Genomic DNA, 22,295 nt, shown 5'->3' with positions numbered 1-22,295 from the left:
CCCTACCATTCAAGCTCTGCAGCCGAAATTTTATTATCATTAATATAATTCTTTCTAATACTGCCATCTTTTAACTTTATAACTCTGTCTGACATATTCTTAATTGCATCATTATGGGTTACCATAATTACTGTATTACCATATTTTTGATTAACATCCTCAATAAGTTTTAGAATCTCTTTTGATGTATTATAGTCAAGTGCACCTGTTGGTTCATCACATAATAAGACATCCGGATTCTTAATTATAGCTCTTCCTATAGCTGTTCTTTGCTGCTGTCCACCTGATAATTGATTAGGAAGTTTATTCTTATGCTCTGTAAGTCCAAGTGTATCTATAAGTTCATCAAGTTCTAATGGATTCTTACTAAGATATGCTCCAACTTCTATATTTTCTTTAACTGTCAGGTTAGGAATCAGATTATACATCTGGAATATGTATCCAAGATGATCTCTTCTGTAAGCTGTGAGTGCTTTATCTTTCATATCACCTGTCTTATGTCCATCTATTGATATATATCCTTCATCAGGTGTGTCAATTCCGCCAATAATATTGAGCAATGTTGACTTACCTGAACCAGATGGTCCAAGCAGAACTACAAATTCACCTTTTTTAACATCAAAACTTATGCCTTTTAATATTTCAACACGATTAACACCATTACCATAGCTTTTATGTAGATTATTAATTTCCAGTAACATATTTCATACCCTCTTTCATATATTTAATTAGTTCATAACTTTATATTTCCAACCAACAACACTCTGGTCTTTAACTAATTTTTGATAGTTACAACTAACTTTAGTTATATAATACTCTTCTAGCCAAAAAAAATAAACACCTCTGTTGATATATTTTTCTCAACAAGGGTGTTTTATTTTTATATTGTATGAAAATGTAACTGTAAAAATCTTATATATTCCATCTGAGTTTCGCATATATAACTTGAAATTGATATACTATGCTGGCATAGCATCTTTTGCATTTACATTTGCAACATTCCAATTAAAAAAGCTCTTAACTTCTGCTATGTATTTTTTAGGTGATACAAGATAACTTTGAAGATGATCTGCACCATTTACAAGGAATAATTTCTTTTTTGCACCACATGCCTTATAATTTCTGCATGACATCTCCATTGGAACAAATGCATCATCTTTGCCATGAACAAAAAATACAGGTATCTTACAATTTTTCATTACTTTTGTTATGTCAATGTCATTAAAGCAATATCCTGCTTTTTTCTTGCAAAGTTTATTCACTGCCTGTACAAGCTTTGTTGCTTTCATGTGCATCATAACTCTTGGGAATCTGCTTACCATCTCGTATGCTGATGTATATCCGCAATCGGCAATTATACCTTTTACCATAGGAAGTTCTAATTCTGATGCCATAAGCACTGTTGCAGCTCCCATTGATACACCTGCAAGATATATTGGTATGTCAGGATAATTCCCATTAACATATTCAACCCATCTCTTACAGTCATATCTCTCAAGCATTCCAAATCCAATATATTCTCCACCGCTCTCACCATGTGCTCTTTGTTCTATGAATAATACTGAACTATCCTGTTCATAGAAACCTTTTCCTATAGCTCCACAATCTTTGTCCCATGTACCTCTCCATCCATGAAACATTATCACAATTCTCTTAGCATATGGATTATTAAGCATATGTCCATATAATCTAGTCCCATCATCTGCAAGTACTGATACTGTCTTAGTTTCTTGATTTAACAGCCAGTCTCTTTCTTTTTCACGAAATTCAACAGGACTTGTCACTTTTTCTTTTCCGGCCTTGTTAATCATCTTAACTATAAAAGGCTCTTTTCCTATTGCCAAATCCAGAAACATTTCTTTTATCATTTTACTCACTACCTCACAAGTTTTTTTCATATACGATATATGTTAATATCTATTTCTGAAAAAAAGACTCATGAAATTCTGAAAAATTCTTAAACCTGTACCCACCTATGAGCAAGCTCACGTGGGTTTAGACCTTTTGACCCTGGCATTATTTATTGCATCTCTACATAGTATGGCAATTTTAAAATTGCTTTATATTGTGTTCCTTTTCTTATAATCTCTATATTACCATTAAGCTCTTTAGCAAGCTGTCTTGCGGAATGAATTCCAATATTACTGCTATCTACTTCATTACTTCTTATCTTGCCTATCATATTCTCAAATGATACTTCTACATACTTCTCTCTTAACTTACATGCTATTATAATCATCGCATCGGAATCTGCATACTTCTTAATATTAGATATAAGATTGTCAACTATTCTTGCAAGACAATCCACGTCAACATTAACTTTATACGAATCTGATATATTAATATCAAGATTAACATGAAAACCTTCACTTTCAAGATAATCTGCATTCTCACTTATAATCTGTGCAAACAGTGTATTACCGTCTATCTCTTCAAAGTTAAGTTTTCCTTTTTCAAAACTGTTTTCAGTAAGAAAATATGAGAAAAGTTCATCTGACATTCTCTTTATCTGTTCTGACGAATTATAAAGCCTTGCAAAACAGTCATGTATCTCTTCTTCACTCTTATATTGACCTTTCATGGCAAGTTCAAGAGTACACATCTGCCTTGTAAGTGGTGTTCTAAGATCATGTGATAACTCTGTTATAAGATCTCTATTCGCTTTTACAGCTTTTCTCTCTTTTTCCATTCGCTCTATAATTGATAATCTCATCTCATTAATATCTGATGCCAACCACCCTATCTCATCTTTTCTGTCAAGTCTTACTTCATAATCAAAATCACCATCTGCAAGCTTCATAGTTGCATAGGATAATTTTTTTATGTCGCTTACAGTCTTTCTAAGTATTGATAATAGTATAATTATAAAGACTACAACTGATATGAATATAGCTACTGTCTGTATAAGTGCATTATATCCTGTTCCTTTTTCATAGGATATTACTGTAACCATATCATCAGTTATATCAAGGACATATCTTCCTTTTGGACTTTTGTCGTCTTTGATAAAGTCATCAAATTTAATCTGTTTCTCATATCCTGGCATATATTGTTCAAATACTACTGAATTAACTATATACTCACCAAGAATTGTACTTCCCTTATATACTCCTATTGAGAATACAAATGCTATAAGAAGCTGTGAGAGAAGTGAAAATCCAAGCACTGTCTTATGAAGTGCTATCTTCTTCTCTACATTTTTTCTCCTATTCAACACGATAACCTTTCCCCCAAACTGTCTTTATTATCTGTGGTTTTTGTGGATCATCTTCAAGTTTCACCCTGAGTTTTCTTATATGTGCCATTATTGTATTTGCACTGCTTGCAAGATATGGTTCATTCCATACGCTTTCATACAAATTTTGCATTGTAAATATTTTACCACGATACTTAATCATCAGCTTTAGTATCTGATATTCTATCTCTGACAGATTAACATCTTCACCATCTTTTTTCACTTCATTATATTGTGCATTAATAACTATGTTCTTATATTCATATACTTCATTAGCTGCCTGTTTTTTCTTTCCGCTATATACTTTATATCTTCTTAAAAGCCCCTTTATTCTTGCAAGAAGTTCGGAAAAAGAAAATGGTTTTACAACATAGTCATCACCACCACATGAAAATCCCATAGTAAGATCTGAATCCATTCCTTTTGCTGTTAAAAACAGTATAGGCATATTATATTTCTCTCTAAGTTTACTGCATACTTTTAATCCAGACATTCCCGGCATCATAATATCAAGAACAACAAGATCCACTTTATCATCTACAAGTTCTAATGCTCTCTCTCCGCAGTCTGCTTCAATCACATCATATCCTTCATTAACAAGCATCGTATGAAGCAGTTCCCTTATCTCATTGTCATCATCTACAATCATTATCTTCTCATGATCCATACATATCGCCTCACTCTTTTTTCTATTATACATTCTAGTACATCTTCTTATTAATTATCAACATCTAATATACTATTATCTCATACACATATAAGACGTTAATATACTATCTGTGTGGTTCAAAAAGATATAGCTCATGTAATGCTCGTGTACATGATATATATAAAGCATTTTTTGATATCTCATCTTCTGTGTCATTATCGCAATTAACAATTACTGCGTCAAATTCAAGACCTTTTGATACATGCTTTGACATAACTATTATGCCATCTTTAAGTACAGTTGTATTCTCTCGTATAAGTGATATATCCATATCTTTTTTAAGTTCTTCATATACTTCTCTTGCATAATATTCATCATCACACAGAATGGCTATGGTTCTATAATCATTCTTACTAATCTCTTTAATATACTGTCTCATCTTAGTAAATTTGTCACAGCTATCTGTATATCTTACTATCTCAGGCTTTTTGCCATGTCTTTCAAATGGTTCTATATTATCAAGTTTTGTTATTCCCTGAACAAACTGTGTTATCTCGTATGTTGATCTATAACTCTTATTCATTGATATATAACTTGCATCATCAAATATTGTACTTATTATATCTGATAATCTATCAACCGGTCTTAGATATACCTGATTTTCATCACCTAAGAATGTCTTAGGACACACGAACATCTTATTAATAATAGCATATTGGAATATATTATAGTCTTGCATCTCATCTACTACAAGATATCTCACAGAACCAAGTTGTCCACATCCATAATAATATACCTGAATATAGAATACTGCTAATACATCTTCATAACATATAAGACCATCTTCATTAAGATATCTCTCCATGCCAGGTCTTATCCCTCCAATATATTCAAGAAATTCTATATAAGTTCTTACAACTTCACTTGCATCTTTTATCTTCCTGTCACGTCTCTTAATATATGTATTAAGCTCATCAAAATACTCTTTTGAAGATTTATATCTGATTCTTTTTATTCTATTATCATCTTCTTTACTATGAAGTATATAGTTAATCTGATCATTCTTAATCTCATAATCGTCTTCTATACATATCATATCAACCATAAGATCATCCCATTCTTTTTCCGGAACATTATCCTCGCATAATTCCGGAAGTACTTCTGATATATAGTCCGAAAAAAGTGCATTAGGTGACAAAATAAGTACATTATCAGCTCTCATATGCTTTCTGTAATTATATAAAAGCCATGCTACTCTATGAAGTGCAACAACAGTCTTACCACTTCCTGCACATCCATTAATAACAAGTGTCTTTGCTTTATTATTACGAATAATAGCATTTTGTTCTTTTTGAATTGTAGCTGCAACCTGTCTCATCTTGGTAGCTGAGTTATTACTAAGTTCTTTAACAAGAACATCATCATCAATCTTAAGATCTGTATCCATATAATACAACATCTCGCCATCTTTTATCTTAAACTGTTTTTTCTCAGTAATCTCACCTGTGAATTCTCCATCCGGTGCATTGTATGAAGCCTTTCCTTTTTCATATTCATAATACATCGAACTAATAGGTGCTCTCCAATCATATATCCATGGCAGACTTTCATCATCGCTTCTGTATCCTGATAATCCTATATATACAGGAAGTTCGCTTTTATCTTCATCATATATAAAATTTATCTTTCCAAAATAAGGATTTTTAAGAGTCTTGCAAAGGATATTTCTATTCTTATTATAAAACTCAAGAAGTAACATATCCTGCTCTATATCTTCCTTATTAGCAAGCAGTTCTTCTTCATCCATATCCGAACTGTTATCCCACATAAATTCCTTCTGTTTTGTTATCTTCCTTTGCCACTTAATTATCATATCATCCATATCTGTTAATGATTTATTAAGACTATCAGTTATTAATTCAAAATACTTTTCTTCTGTCATATATTGTCACTACTCCTGTTCATCTAATATTAATATTCTATCCTGCAATTGCAAAACTTAAATTTTATCAACTCCATTTTTGAATTTTTTACAATTACAACTTATCTTCTAGGAAGGAATGGCATGTATCACGTTATATAATAGCAATTCCCGCTGCATCTTCCATCAAATAGCTCGTCTATTATTCTCTGTCTATATATTGTGTTGTCACCTTCATTATATTCATCGCCATCTAGCGACATGCTATCTAATATATCGAGAGTTTTTCTTACTGTCTCTATGTCTTTTAGCATACATTCTACATGTGCTCCTCTCCCAACAACCTTTAGATTAGTTATACCTATCTCATCAAGTGTCTTCGCTGCACATAATCCACATCCGGACATTCCGGGAACATACTCATCTTCTGACATATCTACATCTTCTAATATATCTACATCTTTTGACATATCTACATCTTCTAACATATCTATATCTTTTGACACATCTTCATCTTCTATATAACCAGCTTCTCTATCATCACTTTCTGCTGCCTCTGGCTTTGTGCTATCTTCATCTATACACGATATATACTCTTTAGCTTTTCTGCCTGCAGATATAGAATTGCTATTATCATAATTGCCTGTCTCATAAGGTATCATACACAGATGTGCGAGTTCATCACAATGAAGACTATTACAGTAAGAGCCATTATAATGACATTTTTCATTCATTAAAAAAGCTTCAAACTCTGCATTTTTATTATATTTTTTAACATAATCAATACATTCTCTCATCTGACTAAATGTATTCTTTCTATGGAATATATACCGTCTTATATTATATTTACTTACTAATTCTAAGGCTTTAGTATTATACTCCATACATTCGCCACTAAGATGTACATTGATTCTATCATACAACTGCCTGTCTTTCTCATACATATATGCTATAAGCCCAATATCTGCTATTATAAAATCATCAAACCCGATATTCCTTATATCGCTTATATATCCATCTATAATCTTATACTGTTCCTGTGTATAATATAATGCATTAAATGCAAAAGTTACCGGAACATTAAGCTCTTTATACATCTCATATAATATTGCTATATCTTCCTTAGTCCCTATCGAGACATTATAATACAAAACTTCTCTTCTGTTAAGCGGATATACATTACCATATCTTAAGTTCCATGAATAAGGCACATATCCTGCAAACACTTCATCTGCTCCTGCCTGCACATACAACGGATAATCCTCAATGCTTCCAAGACCTGCTGTTATCTTCATCATTCTTATTCACCACCATCTATAATATTTAGTTTCCAACACCTAAGTCACTAACATCCACAATCAACATATCATTTCACATATATCTTTTACAAAAAATCAAATACAATCCTACTAATTCTATTACTATCAGCTTCTCTTTTATCTTCACTCATATTAATGCCAGAACACTCTTTGGTAATATAATCTTTAGTAATATAATCATTAGTAATACAATTCTTAGCAATACAATCCTTAGTAATACAATTCTTATCACTATCATAATCTTTATAAAAATTATAATATCTATAATATTCTACATCATCTATAACATTCTCATTAAATGCAAAAATCGAATTATATCTTCCTACCATATTAAGATGTAATGGATATAAAAAAACTTTTTTCTCACATAATCTTCCACAATTAATAACTGCTTTTTGTCGTCCACGTTCTCCATTAACAAGCTTAGCATATAATGGGCAGTTGCCTGATGTATTCGTCTGGTAAAATGGAATCGTAAGTGCCATCTTAAGTGGCATGTCATATCTTATTGGATTACTCTCATATTCACACTCACTTACTTTATATTCTCTCATAAGATTAAGATAATCTTCATTAGACATCGCATTCTTAACATTATACATATCTTTATCAGTCAGCCTATTTTTATACTTCATCCTTGGATCTTTTCTATATTTGTTAATAAGAACTCCAAGAGATATTATAAAATATTCTCTATATCTGTCATCATTAAGCATATATAACATACCATAATCATTGACAACAATCCTTATATATACAGAATTCTCATTACACCATGTAATAAGCTTATCAAATAACTTAATATATCTGTCTATATCATCCTGACGCATATATGAACATTCTACTGTAATGTCAAGATTATTATCATGTGCTTTATTAATCATCTTAATAAGCATATCATCATCCGGAAAAAGATTAGGGCAAAAACTATTTCCTATATATACTCCATTAATCTTGTTATAATTGTCTTTTGTTAAGCTCACACCTGCATCTTTAAAATACTTAACAATATAATCTTTTATATTCATTGTAAGAAAGCTATCGTATAATAGATAGTTACTAATTTTTATAGCATATTTTTTCTTATCTATTTCTGATTCAATATTGTTAAACACTTTATTAAAATCATATCCTGCACATATCTTCTCTCTCTGACTTACAAAATCTTCTGGATATTCATAATCTTTATCTTCCGGATAATTACACATATATTTTGAAAAAGTATTATCATAATCTTCACTCTTAAGCATTATATATCGCCAGTAATGATTAACAGCAGCAGTTAATTTTGTATCAATAATATTATCTTCATCTAGATATTCCAAAGTAACTTCATCATAATATTTTCTATGACATATACTCTTATATGATGTTTTTTTTACTATTATTGAATCATATCTTCCTGCATAATAATCATATATGTTAATTATCACAAATAGTGGAGACGTATTGTCTCCACTATACTTAATAATACTATCTGAATGTTCTTTTGTCATTCTTATTGTTAATTCACTGTCTGATATTCTTACTACTCTTAGCTCTCTTCCATTCACAACGCAATTAAGCATTGATTCTGGCAGTAATTCATATATCTCATTCATACAACTGCACCACCGGCTGTCTATCTATTCTCTCTATTCTTATCATATATGAACTTAAGACCTTTTAACAGAAGTTCGTCATCAAGAATTATCTTATGTTTACAATAAGGAACTACAACTTTAGAGAATCCTCCTGTTGCAACAATCGTTGCACTATATCCAAGTTCTTCTTCTATTCTGTCTATCATTCCATCTATACATGCAGCATTACCATATATTATGCCACTCTTCATACAATCAATAGTATTCTTGCCAATTGCATGCTTAGGTGCTTCAAGACTTATCTTAGGAAGCTTTGCTGTACCTTGTGTAAGTGACTCTAAAGATACTCTTATTCCAGGAAGTATTGCACCACCTATATAATTGCCATTTTTATCAACAACAGATATTGTTGTAGCTGTTCCCATATCTATTATTATAGCCGGATATCCATAACATTTTATAGTTGCAACTGCATCTACTACAAGATCACTTCCGACCTGTTTTGGATTATCCATAAGAAGATTAAGTCCATTCTTAAGTCCCGGACCTACTACAACAGGTTTTACATTAACGACCTTATATACTGCTTCTTTGATAATATTATCAAGCGGAGGAACTACTGATGATAGTATCGCTCCATGAATATCACTTATATCAATATTATACAATTCGAGAACTGTCTTAATTGCTATTGCATATTCAAGTTCTGTTTTCTTAAGATCTGTTGATATTCTCTCTGTAAAATATATCTTTTCATCATCAATACATCCAACAACAATGTTGGTATTCCCCATATCAAGTGCTATTATCATAATGTCCTCATCCCTTCTATTATTACTCTGACACAGTTGTAAGATAACTTGTCACAGCATACAAAACTGTTCCATTATATTCAACTTTAGACCAGCCATTATTAGTACCTATTCCAATTCTTGTAACTGTCTCTCCATTCTTAAGCACTGCAATTACATTAGAATCACTATCTGTACTTGGAAAATCTCTAAGATTAGTCTCTATCTTAGCTGTAACTGTCTCATTTACTTTTTCATATTTATATATATTAACATTATCTACTGTTTCTGTAACAGTTGCAGTCTCTTTTGTCTGTTCTTCTGTTGTGCTATTTTGCTCTTTTTTATCAGCTTCATCCTGTTCTTTAGTTATAAGATAATCTGAATATCCATATACTGTCTGACCATTATATTCAATCCTTGACCAGCCATTATCACCAATACCTGTTCTTGTGACATATTCACCATTCTTAAGTGCAACTATTACTGATGATGACTCTGACTGCATTGGATATATTCTAAGATTCGTAAGCTGTTTGGCTGTTACCTGTTCATTAACATCTTCAAATGTAATACCAATCTCCGGATCTGCTTCAACAGCTTTTGGTGATTTACCGGACTTTGATTTTGCTACATCTGTATAACCAAAATATGCTACATTCATATCAACATCACCCTCTATACCATCAACACGTCCTGTTGAAGTATACTGCCACATACTATATATACCTGTATAATCAGGTTTTATTGAATCTGAATACTTAGTTGATATATACTGTGAGATCCATATATCATACTTAGATGACAGATCATCTGTATTCCAACATGTATTATTGATAAGTTCATTCTTTGAAGCATAGAACATTGGATTATATCCAGCTTTTCTTACAGCTTCAAGGAACACTTTTGCATTAGTAGTCCTCTGTTCAATACTAAGCCCATTCATTCTATTCCCTGCTTCATTAAATCCTTCACAGTTATATACAACAGGATATGTTATAGGATAATCTTTAATAAATTCTGTAACCCAGCTAGCTTCTTCTAATGCTTCTTCTTCATTGATTGCAGTTGAGAAGAAATATATACCTATCTGAACACCTGCTTTCTGTGCCTGATAGAGATTATATTCTGCGTATGGATCTTCTCTTAATTCACCAGTCTTACCGGTTCTATAACCTACTCTTATCATTGCAAACTTTACATTATCTTTTGCAACACTTTTCCAGTCAATTACACCTTGATATTTTGACACATCAATACCATAAGAAGTAACTTTAGAATTATTGCCCTGATTAATAGTATTATTATCTATTATATTCTCACTCTCGCTAATCTGTAATGGATCTTCTTCATCATCAAGTGGTGCAATCTTGCTATTAACAATGTCACTTATCAGACCATTTTGTCCATCTTCTGTCTCTTCTTGTGATATATCTTCTGATACATCTTTATTAACTCTCTTATTCTGACTTGCAAGCATAACTATCGTTACTATCGCCATCACTATAACTACACATATCACTGCTATTGCTACTATAAGTTTCTTTCTTGTCTTATTGTCTTCCATTTTTTCATCTCCATATTTATACATCTGCTGTCATTAATCTTATGTCATCCTGCATATATCCTATGTAGAACTTCGATTATATACGACTGTTAATTACATTAATATTCTCAGCATACTTAAATTCATAAGAATTATCTGCTACAATATCTGAATCTTCAATAGTTATGTCATGTATTGGCATAACTTTAAGTCCTTCTATCTTAACTGAAGTCTTTGCACTGGTACACTTTACATTCTTAATTGTTATATCACAGAATTCAGGAATATCTTCAGGTGCTATCTTACTAAGTTCTTCTTCATCATCTTTATCCATAGTATTAAGCACATAACCCATTGTGAATATAACAGCTTCTCCTGTTATATCTGTCATATTAATATCCTTAAGTGTAATATTCTCAACTTTTCCGCCACGACCTATTGCACTTTTGAATCTTATACCTGTATCAGTTCCAACAAAAGTAAGATTCTCACACATAACATTTCTTATACCTCGTGACATCTCACTTCCTACAACGAACCCACCATGTCCTTTAAATACAGTACAGTCATGTATATATACATCTTCAGTTGGTACAGGTACTTTTCTTGCAATTGCATTCTTACCTGACTTCATACATATCGCATCATCACCTACATCAAAAGTCACATCATGTATATGTACATATCTGCATGATTCAAGATCCAATCCATCACCATTTTGTGCATATTCCGGATTTTTTATCTTAGCATTACTTATTGTAACATTGGTACAAAAAAGTGGATGTACATTCCATGCCGGCGAATTCATAAGAGTAACTTCATCTATAAGAACTTTATTACATCTTACAAAGTTCACAAGTACAGGTCTGTAATAATCATAATAAGGTGCTGCTTTTTCTAATGCATCATCATCATTAATATCAGGTTCACCAGCCTTATATCCATCATAAGCACTCTTAGTTGGCAACCATATTCCACCTTCCTTAGATTCGATAACACTATCATTCTCCTTAAGAAGTCTCTCCCACTGTCTTTTAGTTACTTTAAACTCCTTAACAGGTCTCCATCTGTGTCCACCGCCATCAACAACTCCGCCACCTGTTATCGCTATATTCTCTGCATCATAAGCACTTATTGGTGATACAGTTCTTATCCTTGGCTGACCTTCATAGTCTGCTCTTATAAGTGGATATTCTTCTTTATTTTTTGAAAAAAGTAAAACTGCACCTTTTTCTATATGCAGATTAATTCCCGACAAAAGCTTAATTGGCCCTGTAAGATATATTCCAGAAGGAATAATAACTCTACCGCCGCCTTTCTTAAAAAGCATATCTATCGCATCATTAATAATCTTAGTATTAGATACAATTCCACCACTTATAGCTCCAACAGACGCTATATTAATCTCATTATCTTTAAAAACTGGTAATTCAACGTTAAAATTGCTATTAAAACTCACTTTAGAAATCATCTCCTTAATTTTAGTCTTGTATATTTTAACACAATACTTATTGAATGTAAAAGTTTGTGAACTACTCCGACTTGTAGAAGTCGGAGCTTCTTGCTTCCTGCCACATATGTAGCATCATACAAAAATCCTTTGTAATCCGACCTCGGTTATTATCACACCTATTTGGCAGTTTTCCCAAAATCTCCACAAGCGTATTAGTTTGGCGAGTTCCTCACCTACTATATTTTATTATTTAAGCTGACAAAAGTCTTAGTCCTTCGTATTTTATGTTTTGTGCGGCATTAATATCCCTGTCTATATTTTTTGTACCACAGGCAGGACAATCCCAACGCCTTATGGATAAATCTTTAAGCTTGGAATTCTTAAACCCACAGCAGTGGCATAACTGGCTTGACGGAAAGAACTTATCTACTTTTATAAAATAGCCGCCTCTGTCTTGTAATTTATAGCAAAGCATATTTAAAAACATACCGTATCCGTTATCCAAAGTAGCCTTACCATTGCCAAAACCTTTATTTGACATAGCCTTCATATTAAGATCTTCCACACATACGCATGAGTACTGTTTGGCTATCGCAGTAGACTCTTTATGCAGGAAATCTTTTCTTTGGTTTGCTATATGTCTGTGAATTTTGGCAATTCGTTTTTGCTGTTTATTATAGTTGTTGCTGCCGATAATCATATGTTTCAGTTTACGCTGTGACTTGGCAAGTTTCTCAGCTGATTTGCGATAATAATGAGGCATATCAGCGGTTTTACCGTTGCTATCCACATATAAGCCATCTGACTTATAATCCAATCCAATAGCAACTGTATCTGTTACAGGAACGTCATAAACAATTTTATCGTACTCAAACAGAACTGATACCTGATATGTATTATCTCTGTTCTGAGTCACTGTAGCTGACTTTATCTTCCAGTTATCATCCGGAACACGATGTATTTTGGCTTTTACTTTGCCTAGTTTAGGTAATTTAATGTAGTTATTTCCAATATCAATGTTTCCGTTTGTAAAATTGGTTGTATAAGATTTCCTGGCTTTATGTTTATTTTTGTATTTTGGAAACTTGCCAAGATGTTTGAAAAACCTGTCATATCCGCCAGACAAATGATAAACAGCATTCGTTAATGCAAATTTATCCACTTCTTTAAGAAATGGATAATCTGTCTTTAAATGTTGGTTACAGTATGTATTGGCTGACATTTTGGATAAATGTTTCTCACCCGATTTATGCCTGTTCTGCTGAACTGTAAGCATCTGATTATACACAAACCTGCAACAGCCAAAAGTCTTTTGGCATTGTTCATTCTGTTTGTTGTTTGGATATATAGCATAAATAATTGCTTTATTAGCCATCAGACTTCCTCCCTTGTGACTGTATGTACTGTTTTATATCACAACATAACAATATTGTCAATATAACGGTACTAACCCATCCCTACTTCGTAGAGGAAGGGGATTGTGTACCTGATTTTTTGTTCAAAGTAAATTTATTCTCTATTTCTATCATTCATTTGACTTACAATTACATTAATTCTATAATCTGTTATATGACAGCATTGCTTAATAAATTATTCACTTAATAAGCATTCATTTTACATATTAACAGCTACCTGTAAATTATATTTTGAATTAAAGAAGCTATAAGTTGTCAAGCATTTACCGATAATATAGATTTTACAATTATCCATTACTTATGAATACGAGGATTTTATATATGAATAACAATAATATTATACATAATACTAATAATAAAAAAACAAATAAATGGTCTATGAAAGACTCGGATATGCGTCCTGTACTATTCGAACATTTCGAATCAGATAGTGTTCCATGTCGTTTTTTTGAAGAACTCTGTATTGGCAAGACTCGTGCTGATGCTATATTTGTAAAAGATGATATGATATATGGTTTTGAACTAAAAAGCGACTGCGATAATCTTGACAGACTTCCAAGGCAGATTAATGATTATGAACGATTCTGTGACTATATGTATGTCGTATGTGGAAGTAAACTACTTGATAAAGTCTCCGATATCATTCCACCACATTGGGGCATAATACATATCGAAAGCCAGGCAGCTTCTTCTAACTCTGATAACTTAGATTCTTATAATGAATCATTACAGATTCACATTATAAGAGAAGCCACAGATAGCAAGAAGCGATACCGTCTTCACAATCAGCTTCGTCTTCTATGGAGACATGAACTTATACCTTTTGTCAAAAAGTATAAACTTGGTGGAGTATCAAAGCGCAGCAAAGTAAAACTTGTCAAGCTCTTAGAAGACAATCTCACTAAAGACATATTAAAAAAAGAATTATGCAACATACTTATCAACCGGGATTATTCCATCTACGAAGAAACTGATAAAGATTAAGTTTCGCTTAAATATGCATTTAAAAATCTCACAAGGCAGTCTATAGGCAACGCCCGGATTAATATGTATCAACAAAAACACGCTTGCGCTAAGTGTACATCGTAACGGTACTAAGTTCGCCATACATCTAAGATGTATAGCTCACTAAGTGCCGACGATTACCACATTGTTTTCTTTTGATACATATTAATCCGGGCGTTGTTAATGTACGTTTTTCAGAGATTTTTAAATGGATTATTGGCTTGCGATATACAAATTATGCAAGTACTATTATTGCATTATAAATATTATAACTTTATAAAATTGTAGATTTTTGTTCATTTCACATGAATATATATGTAAATGTATATATTATACGAAAATGTAGCTGCGAAACTCATCGAAATGAAAATTGGATTGCCAAAGTATAAATAGCATCAAAAGAAAACAATGTGGTAATCGTCGGCACTTAGTGCGTTGGAAGGCAAAGACTTTCAACAAACTTAGTACCGTTACGATGGACACTTAGCGGGAGCGTGTTTTTGTTGATGCTATCTATACTTTGGCAATCTTAGATAACCTATGTATGAGTTTCGCATAAATACAATTATATATAATAATAGCACACTGCTTAAACGCAAGTGTGCTATTATATGTTAGATAGTATATTGGCTTATATATCTGTGGTAATCTTCATAATGTATTATTAAGATATGGTCATTAGATCTCTCTTGTTGCATTCTTTAACCATTCTTTTAGTTCATCATCAAGATATGGTGATATTGTCTCATATACTTTTTTATGATAATCATTAAGTAACTTCTTCTCATAATCATTCATATATTCAGGTGCAATTGCATCAAGATCGAATGGCACCATAGTAAGTGTATCAAATCTCATAAACTGACCATAGTCTGTCTTCTCATCTTTTACACATACCATAAGGTTCTCGCATCTGATACCATATTTATTAGTAATATAAAGACCTGGTTCATTAGATGTAATCATGCCTTCTTCAAATACTGCACTATCATTTCTCTCTGGAACAATTCTCCATCTAAATCCATTAGGACCTTCATGTACATTAAGGAAGTATCCGACACCATGTCCTGTTCCATGATTATAATCAAGTCCCATATCCCATAATGGTTTTCTTGCTACATAATCAAAATTAATTCCACGACATCCATATAAGAACTTACATGCTCCAAGATTAAGATTACCTCTTAATACTGCTGTAAAATGTCTCTTCATATCATCATCAACAGGTCCAAGTGCAACTGTTCTTGTAATATCAGTTGTACCTTCAAGATACTGTCCACCTGTATCACATAATACAAGGCTTCTTGGTTCAAGTGTAACATCTGAATCTTCAGTTGCTGAATAATGTACAATAGCACCATGTTCTGCGAATCCGATAATAGGTTCAAAACTTGGTCCCATGTAATGTTCCTGCTCACCTCTGAACTTTTCAAGTTCTTCTGCTGCACTTAATTCAGTAATCTTCTCTTTACCAACTCTTGTCTTAAGATAGTGGATGAATTTGACCATTGCAACACCATCTTTTACATGAGCAATTCTCTCATTCTCAACTTCTGTCGCATTCTTGATTGCTTTTGGAAGGAATGTAACATTCTCTTCGTTAATAACTTCTACTCCATCAGCAATATTCATCATAATTGCATAATTAGTCTTCTTACCATTAACAAGTACAGACTTTTCTTCTGGTATCTTCTTAATATATTCATATACATCATTGTATGGATATATTCTGATTCCATCAGTTTCAAGTTCTTTCACCTGCTCTGCTGTAAAGTCTTCCTCTGCTGCAAATAGAAGAATCTCATCCTGCTTAAATACTGCATACGATAATAATACAGGATTACAACATACATCATTACCTCTTATATTAAGTGCCCATGCGATATCATCAAGTGTTGTTAATACAAAATAATCAGCTTTTTTCTCTTCCATTGCTTTTCTTATATCAGCAATCTTATCTTCTCTTGACTTACCTGCATATTCTACTCCAAGAAACATAACAGGTTCTTTGCTTAATTCTGGTCTGTCAGTCCATACTTCATCTACAAGATCAAGTTCGTATTTGATAGATACATTCTTAGCTGCAAGCTTCTCTTCAAGTGATTTTGCGAATTCATAACCAACTGTTCTTCCATCAAAACCAAGTGTCTCTCCATCATTTAACTTCTCTTCAATGAATTCTGAAACTGTAGGTACACCTTCTTCACCCATCTTATAAAGTGTTATTGTTGTATCTTTTAACTGTTCTTCTGCCTGAAGAAAATATCTTCCATCAGTAAAAAGGCCAGCTTCATTCTTCAATACTACAAGTGTTCCGGCTGAGCCTGTAAAACCTGAAATATATTCTCTACATTTAAAATAATCGCCTACATATTCAGAACCATGAAAATCATCTGTAAGAATGAGGTAAGCATCAACATTATTTTTCTTCATTAATTCTCTTAATGAATGTAATCTTTCCTTTATCATCTCTTTGTTCTCCTTTTATTTTTAATTTGAGTACATCAATATCATCGCTTACATTATATAATGATATTGTATACACTCACTAGTCCTTATTATATGCCACCTTTATCCATCAATCAACCTTTATTTATTTTAAAAAAAATTGCTGCTTATACTCTTTTGGTGTTAATGATGTCTCTTTCTTAAATGCTCTATAAAAAGTTCTAGATGTATCAAACCCGCACATATATCCAATCTCTATAACTGTCATATCTGAATTTGCAAGCATATGCCTTGCAAGCTCTACACGTCTCTTATTAATATAAGTTCTTATGTTACAATTAAGATTGTCTGAGATAATTCTTGATACATAATATCTATTAACACCAAGTTCTCTTGCTACATCATCAAGTTTTATATTCCTTGTATAATTACTATCTATATAATCAAGGCATCTGACTATAATTGCTGAATCTGTAACCACATCTCGTCTTGTTATATCAATACACTCAAGTATCATTCCAACCGCTGCTATTATATAGCCTTTAGCTATTCTCTCTTCTTCTCTATGTTCCATAATTCTTGAGAATATCCCGCTAAGTTCCTCAGGATATACTCCCTTACCAAGCACTGAATTAACCGGTTCGTAATTCTTAAGTTCGTTCATATAATCTGCATAGTATCCCGAATCAGCTATTATTATATGCACTTTACTACTCTCTCTCGTAATAAGACTGTGCCTTACATTAGGAAATACAATATATATGTCATCTTTTTTCATAACATAATTCTTATCTGCAATATTAACTTCTATCTCGCCTTCAAGCACTCTGAGAAGTTCCACATGTTCATGCAGATGTTCTCTATATGTATTATTAATTGATATAAAAGAATTAAAACTACTACTTCTATTCTGATATATCTCACTCATATTACTGCCACCATCTTTCCATAATCTTCTTGTCTTAATTGCAATTTTTTAATGAACTACTTATATTCAGCATTACTTATTTACTATCTTATATCATAGTGCAACTTTTGTCACTTATTTTTATCCTATATGACTAGTATTGACACTTATTCTCCGATATTATATAAGCATCAGACAGATACCTATATTCATATATCATAATTTATAATTTAACAATTGCGAAACCTCAATTTTACCAGACAAAACGCAATTAATGAAAGGAGCTTATATATGGAATTTAAAAAAATGTGGATAAGTGATAATTCAGATGGCACTTATACTAATCCCGTACTCTATACAGATTATTCAGATCCCGACATGATTCGTGTCGGTGATGACTACTATATGATTGCATCAAGTTTTTGTAACTCACCTGCAATCCCTCTTCTACATTCTAAAGATATGGTAAACTGGAAAGTAATTAATTATGTTCTTAATCATGTTCCCGGAGAACGTTTCTTCAATCCGGAACATGGATGTGGTGTATGGGCACCGGCAATCCGCTATCATAATGATACTTTTTATGTATGTTTTCCAATGCCTGATGAAGGTATATTCATGTGCACATCAAAAGATCCTTATGGCAGATTTTCAGAACCTGTATGTATAAAAGAAGGAAAAGGTTATATAGATCCATGTCCATTCTGGGATGAAGATGGTAAAGCATATCTTGTAACAGCTTTTGCAAGAAGCCGTATCGGATTCAAGAGTATTCTCCATCTTACCGAGATGGCACCTGATGGAATGAGCGTAATTGGAGAAGGCGTTCACATATTTGACGGTAATGAGACACAGCCTACTATCGAAGGGCCTAAGTTATATAAAAGAAATGGTTATTATTATATCTTTGCACCGGCAGGAGGTGTCAAAACAGGATGGCAGACAGTTCTTCGTTCTAAGAATATCTGGGGACCTTATGAAGAAAAAATAGTTATGAGACAAGGCGATTCAGATGTAAATGGTCCTCATCAGGGTGCTTATGTAACTGATACTAATGGCGATGACTGGTTTTTACACTTCCAGGATGTATACGCAGCCGGACGAATCATCCATCTTCAACCTATGCATTGGGAGAATGACTGGCCAATAATTGGAATTGCCAAAGACGGTAATGATTATGGTGAACCGGTTAAGACCTATAAAAAGCCTAACAATCTTGTAACTAACCCTTACTGTCCTGATGACAGTGACGATTTTAATAGTGATACATTAGGACTTCAATGGCAGTGGAATGCCAATTATAGCAATGAATGGTATGATACTGACAGCAAGAATAGCCGACTGATTCTCTATCCTGTTCATAAAGAGACAACTTGTGCACTTGCAGATACCAAGAATCTGCTTCTTCAAAAATGGACTGCACCTGAATTCTCTACAGTAGCCAGACTTAATGTATCAGACCTTGCAACTGATGACTGTGCAGGATTTGTATCTCTTGGTGTAATATTTGGAGGACTCGGTGTTAAAAAAACTGATACTGCATACAACATCATAAGTATCAGAGGTTCACAGACATTCCATAATGAAAAAGCAACCTCAACAGAGACAATTACAACTCTTGAAACAGTAAATAAACTAACTGAACTTTATATAAGATATACAGTAAAACAAATCTCATTAATTGATTCAAAGCCATCTGAGACAATTACTTTTGAATATAGTTTTGATGGCATTAATTATACTAAAGCTGAAGATGAGATGGAAGCTGTTGCCGGTCGCTGGGTTGGTGTAAAATGCGGTCTGTTCTGCTATAACACAGTTAATACAAACTCTGACGGTAAACTTTATGTAGATTCTTTTATTTTTGCAAAATAAATAATTGTGAATTACAAATCCACAATAAAACAGCCTGACAATCTTATTATATTGCTAAGTAACATACTTTTTCTCACTTATCTTAAATAATGCTGAGTATGTTATTCACAATGTAATAAATTGTCAGGCTGTTTTACTTTTAATTATTAATTTTAAATTGTAATTTTAATTATTGCTTTTAGGTATTAATTTTAAGCATTACTTTTAATTATCAATTTACTGTTTCAATCATCTATAATCTGACTTGTATTGATTTATATTAATCAGATTAATCTGTGAACAGCTTTATATCAATTCTTATGACTTATGCACATATCTTTCTTACGTCTTTTTCAATATCAACAAACACATCTACAAGAATAGCTTCAAAATGACTTCCTCTTGAATCTAGCATTATATCAAATGCTTCCTCTACCGAAAGTGCATCCTTATAACTTCTCTTTGATGTCAATGCATCGAATACATCTGCAACAGCCATAATTCTCGCACAAAGTGGAATCTCTTCACCATGTCTTCCTTCAGGATAACCTGTTCCATCCCACTTTTCATGATGGCAATATGCCATATTCTTAGCCATCTCAAGGTATTCTTCATCTGTCTCATCACGAAGAACCTGCTCTATAAGTTTGCGCCCTTCTACAGTATGTTGCTTAATATTCTCAAATTCTGCTGCATCAAGAGCACCATCTTTTTTAAGAATCACATCTGATATAGTAATCTTGCCTACATCATGAAGTGGTGCTGCATTCGCAAGTTTCTCAATATATTCATCTGTTATAATATCTGAATATATACCTCTCTCTTTAAGTGCAGTTGCAAGCATTCTTACATACTCACTTGTTCTCTTAACATGCATTCCTGTTATATCATCCCTAAGCTCAATTATATTAGCAAAGTTAGTGATTGTATTCTGCTTCATTCTCTCAATCTGGTTCGTCTTCTGACTTACCATAACTTCAAGATTATTAGAATGTTTTATATGATCTGTTATATCATTAAGCATTATAATATATCCATTAACATTCTTAAAACGCTTCATCTCTTCAACATTAACATCATAAAATCTGCCATCAAGCTCATATTGTCTGCCATCAAGACTTATCAATTTTTTTATAAATTCTCGCTGTATCTTATTAGTATTAAAGATATTATCAGCAATCTTCTCTTTAACAATATTATTACTATATAAAATCTCAAAATTACTATTTGTAATGAACATCATCTCACTTAATCTGTCTACAATAGTATCCTTACCAATATCAACAGTCTCATATAATCTGTATTTTAACACATAATATGCAAATGTAAATGTTCCCAAAAGTATAGCAAGATCCATAATATCATACGGCTGAAATATATTAGTTATCTCACTTATACTTGCAAATAAAGGCAACAAAGCTACTATAAATGCTATAAGAGCAATCTTTCCTTCAACTGTTCCTTTATTTCTAATGAAATGTCTCATTGATAAAAACAATATAAAACATTCATAAATATATGCTATAAACATGTGCAAATAATATATAAATCCATGTTTTAATTCAAGATGAGCAAATCCATTGCTCTCTTCTATAAATCTTACATCTATATAATACAGTGAATGACATTGACATGTGTATATACAGATATATATAAACATATGCACACCCAGCATAAAAAACATTAATCTCTTAGGATATCTGCACTTATAATATATAAGTATAAAATATAACATAAGCCAGCATATAAAGCATTTGCCAAGATAAGACATCTTAACTGCCATAAGTGCTGCTTCTTCGCTCTTTGACGTCATCTCTGCAAGATACCCAAGCAGGTTAACTAACACAGCGACTCCTATTGCAAGCAACAATGACTGTTCCATTGTCTTCTTTCTTGTAATCACAAATACTATTGCACCCGCAAGAATTATTATCCCCATTATCTGCACCAGTAAAAATATGTCAAACATCTCAAGCTCCTTCTTAATATCAACTGGCACACCTTAAATATATCTATTTTAATTATTTATGGTGTACAACACTATTATTAGTAATTTTATCATAAAACTGCCTTAAAAAAAATAGTACTATCGTATTATATTTCACTTACGTTAGTACTATTCTTAATATTTGCTTATCTAATTTATATTCTATACTATTTTTTTATTAC

Annotated in this window: 17 protein-coding genes; 2 read left to right on the top strand and 15 right to left on the bottom strand. The window is 32.3% G+C overall.

Translation table 11 applies throughout. The annotated features are described in order from the left end of the window. Window positions 1-2: 2 nt before the first annotated feature. From KQI85_RS00545 to KQI85_RS00495, 11 genes are all read right to left on the bottom strand, one after another. Window positions 3-701: an ABC transporter ATP-binding protein gene (locus KQI85_RS00545; RefSeq protein ID WP_216574088.1), complete on the bottom strand. Its 699-nt coding sequence runs from the start codon at window positions 699-701 to the stop codon at window positions 3-5. Between the two features lie 258 nt (window positions 702-959). Further along, a complete protein-coding gene (locus tag KQI85_RS00540; RefSeq protein WP_216574087.1) occupies window positions 960-1,868 on the bottom strand; it encodes an alpha/beta hydrolase in 909 nt (302 codons plus the stop codon). A gap of 152 nt (window positions 1,869-2,020) precedes the next feature. Continuing rightward, complete coding sequence (locus KQI85_RS00535) at window positions 2,021-3,214, bottom strand: sensor histidine kinase (RefSeq protein WP_216574086.1); 1,194 nt, start codon at window positions 3,212-3,214, stop codon at window positions 2,021-2,023. Then, window positions 3,207-3,935: a response regulator transcription factor gene (locus KQI85_RS00530; protein WP_305854813.1), complete on the bottom strand. Its 729-nt coding sequence runs from the start codon at window positions 3,933-3,935 to the stop codon at window positions 3,207-3,209. Before KQI85_RS00530 ends, KQI85_RS00535 begins: the two co-directional genes overlap by 8 nt. Window positions 3,936-4,008: 73 nt before the next feature. Further along, window positions 4,009-5,826, bottom strand: coding sequence for an ATP-binding domain-containing protein (locus KQI85_RS00525; protein WP_216574085.1), 1,818 nt, complete (start codon window positions 5,824-5,826; stop codon window positions 4,009-4,011). A 128-nt stretch (window positions 5,827-5,954) separates the two neighbouring features. Beyond that, complete coding sequence (locus KQI85_RS00520; protein WP_253293690.1) at window positions 5,955-7,103, bottom strand: U32 family peptidase; 1,149 nt, start codon at window positions 7,101-7,103, stop codon at window positions 5,955-5,957. Window positions 7,104-7,189: 86 nt separating this feature from the next. Next, window positions 7,190-8,725, bottom strand: a complete 1,536-nt coding sequence (locus KQI85_RS00515; RefSeq protein ID WP_216574084.1) for a hypothetical protein — start codon at window positions 8,723-8,725, stop codon at window positions 7,190-7,192. A 20-nt stretch (window positions 8,726-8,745) separates the two neighbouring features. Further along, the gene (locus KQI85_RS00510; RefSeq protein ID WP_216574083.1) at window positions 8,746-9,519 is read right to left on the bottom strand and encodes a type III pantothenate kinase; all 774 of its coding nucleotides are present in this window, start codon (window positions 9,517-9,519) and stop codon (window positions 8,746-8,748) included. 22 nt (window positions 9,520-9,541) lie between these two features. After that, complete coding sequence (locus KQI85_RS00505; protein WP_216574082.1) at window positions 9,542-11,065, bottom strand: glycoside hydrolase family 25 protein; 1,524 nt, start codon at window positions 11,063-11,065, stop codon at window positions 9,542-9,544. A 76-nt stretch (window positions 11,066-11,141) separates the two neighbouring features. Continuing rightward, entirely contained in the window at window positions 11,142-12,503 is a 1,362-nt protein-coding gene (locus tag KQI85_RS00500) for a glycoside hydrolase family 28 protein (protein ID WP_371820498.1), read from the bottom strand. 244 nt (window positions 12,504-12,747) lie between these two features. After that, window positions 12,748-13,872 carry an RNA-guided endonuclease TnpB family protein gene (locus KQI85_RS00495; RefSeq protein ID WP_216574080.1) on the bottom strand — a complete coding sequence of 375 codons (1,125 nt, stop codon included), beginning with the start codon at window positions 13,870-13,872 and terminating at the stop codon, window positions 12,748-12,750. 361 nt (window positions 13,873-14,233) lie between these two features. Between KQI85_RS00495 and KQI85_RS00490 the strand changes: the two genes are divergently transcribed. Continuing rightward, complete coding sequence (locus tag KQI85_RS00490; protein ID WP_216574079.1) at window positions 14,234-14,896, top strand: sce7726 family protein; 663 nt, start codon at window positions 14,234-14,236, stop codon at window positions 14,894-14,896. 699 nt (window positions 14,897-15,595) lie between these two features. Here KQI85_RS00490 and KQI85_RS00485 read toward each other — a convergent pair. Genes KQI85_RS00485 through KQI85_RS00480 form a run of 3 tightly spaced genes read right to left on the bottom strand, consistent with a single transcriptional unit; the run spans window position 15,596 to window position 18,293 of the window. Next, window positions 15,596-17,386 (bottom strand): aminopeptidase P family protein, encoded by a 1,791-nt coding sequence (locus KQI85_RS00485; RefSeq protein ID WP_216574078.1) that lies wholly within the window; start codon window positions 17,384-17,386, stop codon window positions 15,596-15,598. Continuing rightward, window positions 17,337-17,462, bottom strand: a complete 126-nt coding sequence (locus tag KQI85_RS16780) for a hypothetical protein (protein ID WP_256448173.1) — start codon at window positions 17,460-17,462, stop codon at window positions 17,337-17,339. Before KQI85_RS16780 ends, KQI85_RS00485 begins: the two co-directional genes overlap by 50 nt. A gap of 48 nt (window positions 17,463-17,510) precedes the next feature. Continuing rightward, window positions 17,511-18,293, bottom strand: a complete 783-nt coding sequence (locus KQI85_RS00480; protein WP_216574077.1) for an AraC family transcriptional regulator — start codon at window positions 18,291-18,293, stop codon at window positions 17,511-17,513. Window positions 18,294-18,563: 270 nt separating this feature from the next. Here KQI85_RS00480 and KQI85_RS00475 point away from each other — a divergent pair, with 270 nt between their 5' ends. Continuing rightward, window positions 18,564-20,147 (top strand): glycoside hydrolase 43 family protein, encoded by a 1,584-nt coding sequence (locus tag KQI85_RS00475; RefSeq protein ID WP_253293689.1) that lies wholly within the window; start codon window positions 18,564-18,566, stop codon window positions 20,145-20,147. Between the two features lie 304 nt (window positions 20,148-20,451). On the opposite strand, the gene KQI85_RS00470 is transcribed toward KQI85_RS00475, so the two are convergent. Beyond that, window positions 20,452-22,095 carry an HD domain-containing phosphohydrolase gene (locus KQI85_RS00470; protein WP_216574076.1) on the bottom strand — a complete coding sequence of 548 codons (1,644 nt, stop codon included), beginning with the start codon at window positions 22,093-22,095 and terminating at the stop codon, window positions 20,452-20,454. Between the last annotated feature and the right edge of the window lie 200 nt (window positions 22,096-22,295).

Origin of the sequence: Falcatimonas sp. MSJ-15 (assembly GCF_018918265.1) — a bacterium.
Taxonomy (GTDB): Bacteria; Bacillota; Clostridia; order Lachnospirales; family Lachnospiraceae; genus Falcatimonas.
This window is presented reverse-complemented; position numbering and strand designations above follow the sequence as displayed.

Coding starts and splice junctions, on each gene's coding strand:
- KQI85_RS00545 (WP_216574088.1), bottom strand. CDS start 701: ATGTTACTGGAAATTAATAATCTACATAAAAGCTATGGTAATGGTGTT.
- KQI85_RS00540 (WP_216574087.1), bottom strand. CDS start 1,868: ATGATAAAAGAAATGTTTCTGGATTTGGCAATAGGAAAAGAGCCTTTT.
- KQI85_RS00530 (WP_305854813.1), bottom strand. CDS start 3,935: ATGTATAATAGAAAAAAGAGTGAGGCGATATGTATGGATCATGAGAAG.
- KQI85_RS00525 (WP_216574085.1), bottom strand. CDS start 5,826: ATGACAGAAGAAAAGTATTTTGAATTAATAACTGATAGTCTTAATAAA.
- KQI85_RS00520 (WP_253293690.1), bottom strand. CDS start 7,103: ATGATGAAGATAACAGCAGGTCTTGGAAGCATTGAGGATTATCCGTTG.
- KQI85_RS00515 (WP_216574084.1), bottom strand. CDS start 8,725: ATGAATGAGATATATGAATTACTGCCAGAATCAATGCTTAATTGCGTT.
- KQI85_RS00510 (WP_216574083.1), bottom strand. CDS start 9,519: ATGATAATAGCACTTGATATGGGGAATACCAACATTGTTGTTGGATGT.
- KQI85_RS00505 (WP_216574082.1), bottom strand. CDS start 11,065: ATGGAAGACAATAAGACAAGAAAGAAACTTATAGTAGCAATAGCAGTG.
- KQI85_RS00495 (WP_216574080.1), bottom strand. CDS start 13,872: ATGGCTAATAAAGCAATTATTTATGCTATATATCCAAACAACAAACAG.
- KQI85_RS00490 (WP_216574079.1), top strand. CDS start 14,234: ATGAATAACAATAATATTATACATAATACTAATAATAAAAAAACAAAT.
- KQI85_RS00485 (WP_216574078.1), bottom strand. CDS start 17,386: ATGATAAAGGAAAGATTACATTCATTAAGAGAATTAATGAAGAAAAAT.
- KQI85_RS00480 (WP_216574077.1), bottom strand. CDS start 18,293: ATGAGTGAGATATATCAGAATAGAAGTAGTAGTTTTAATTCTTTTATA.
- KQI85_RS00475 (WP_253293689.1), top strand. CDS start 18,564: ATGGAATTTAAAAAAATGTGGATAAGTGATAATTCAGATGGCACTTAT.
- KQI85_RS00470 (WP_216574076.1), bottom strand. CDS start 22,095: ATGTTTGACATATTTTTACTGGTGCAGATAATGGGGATAATAATTCTT.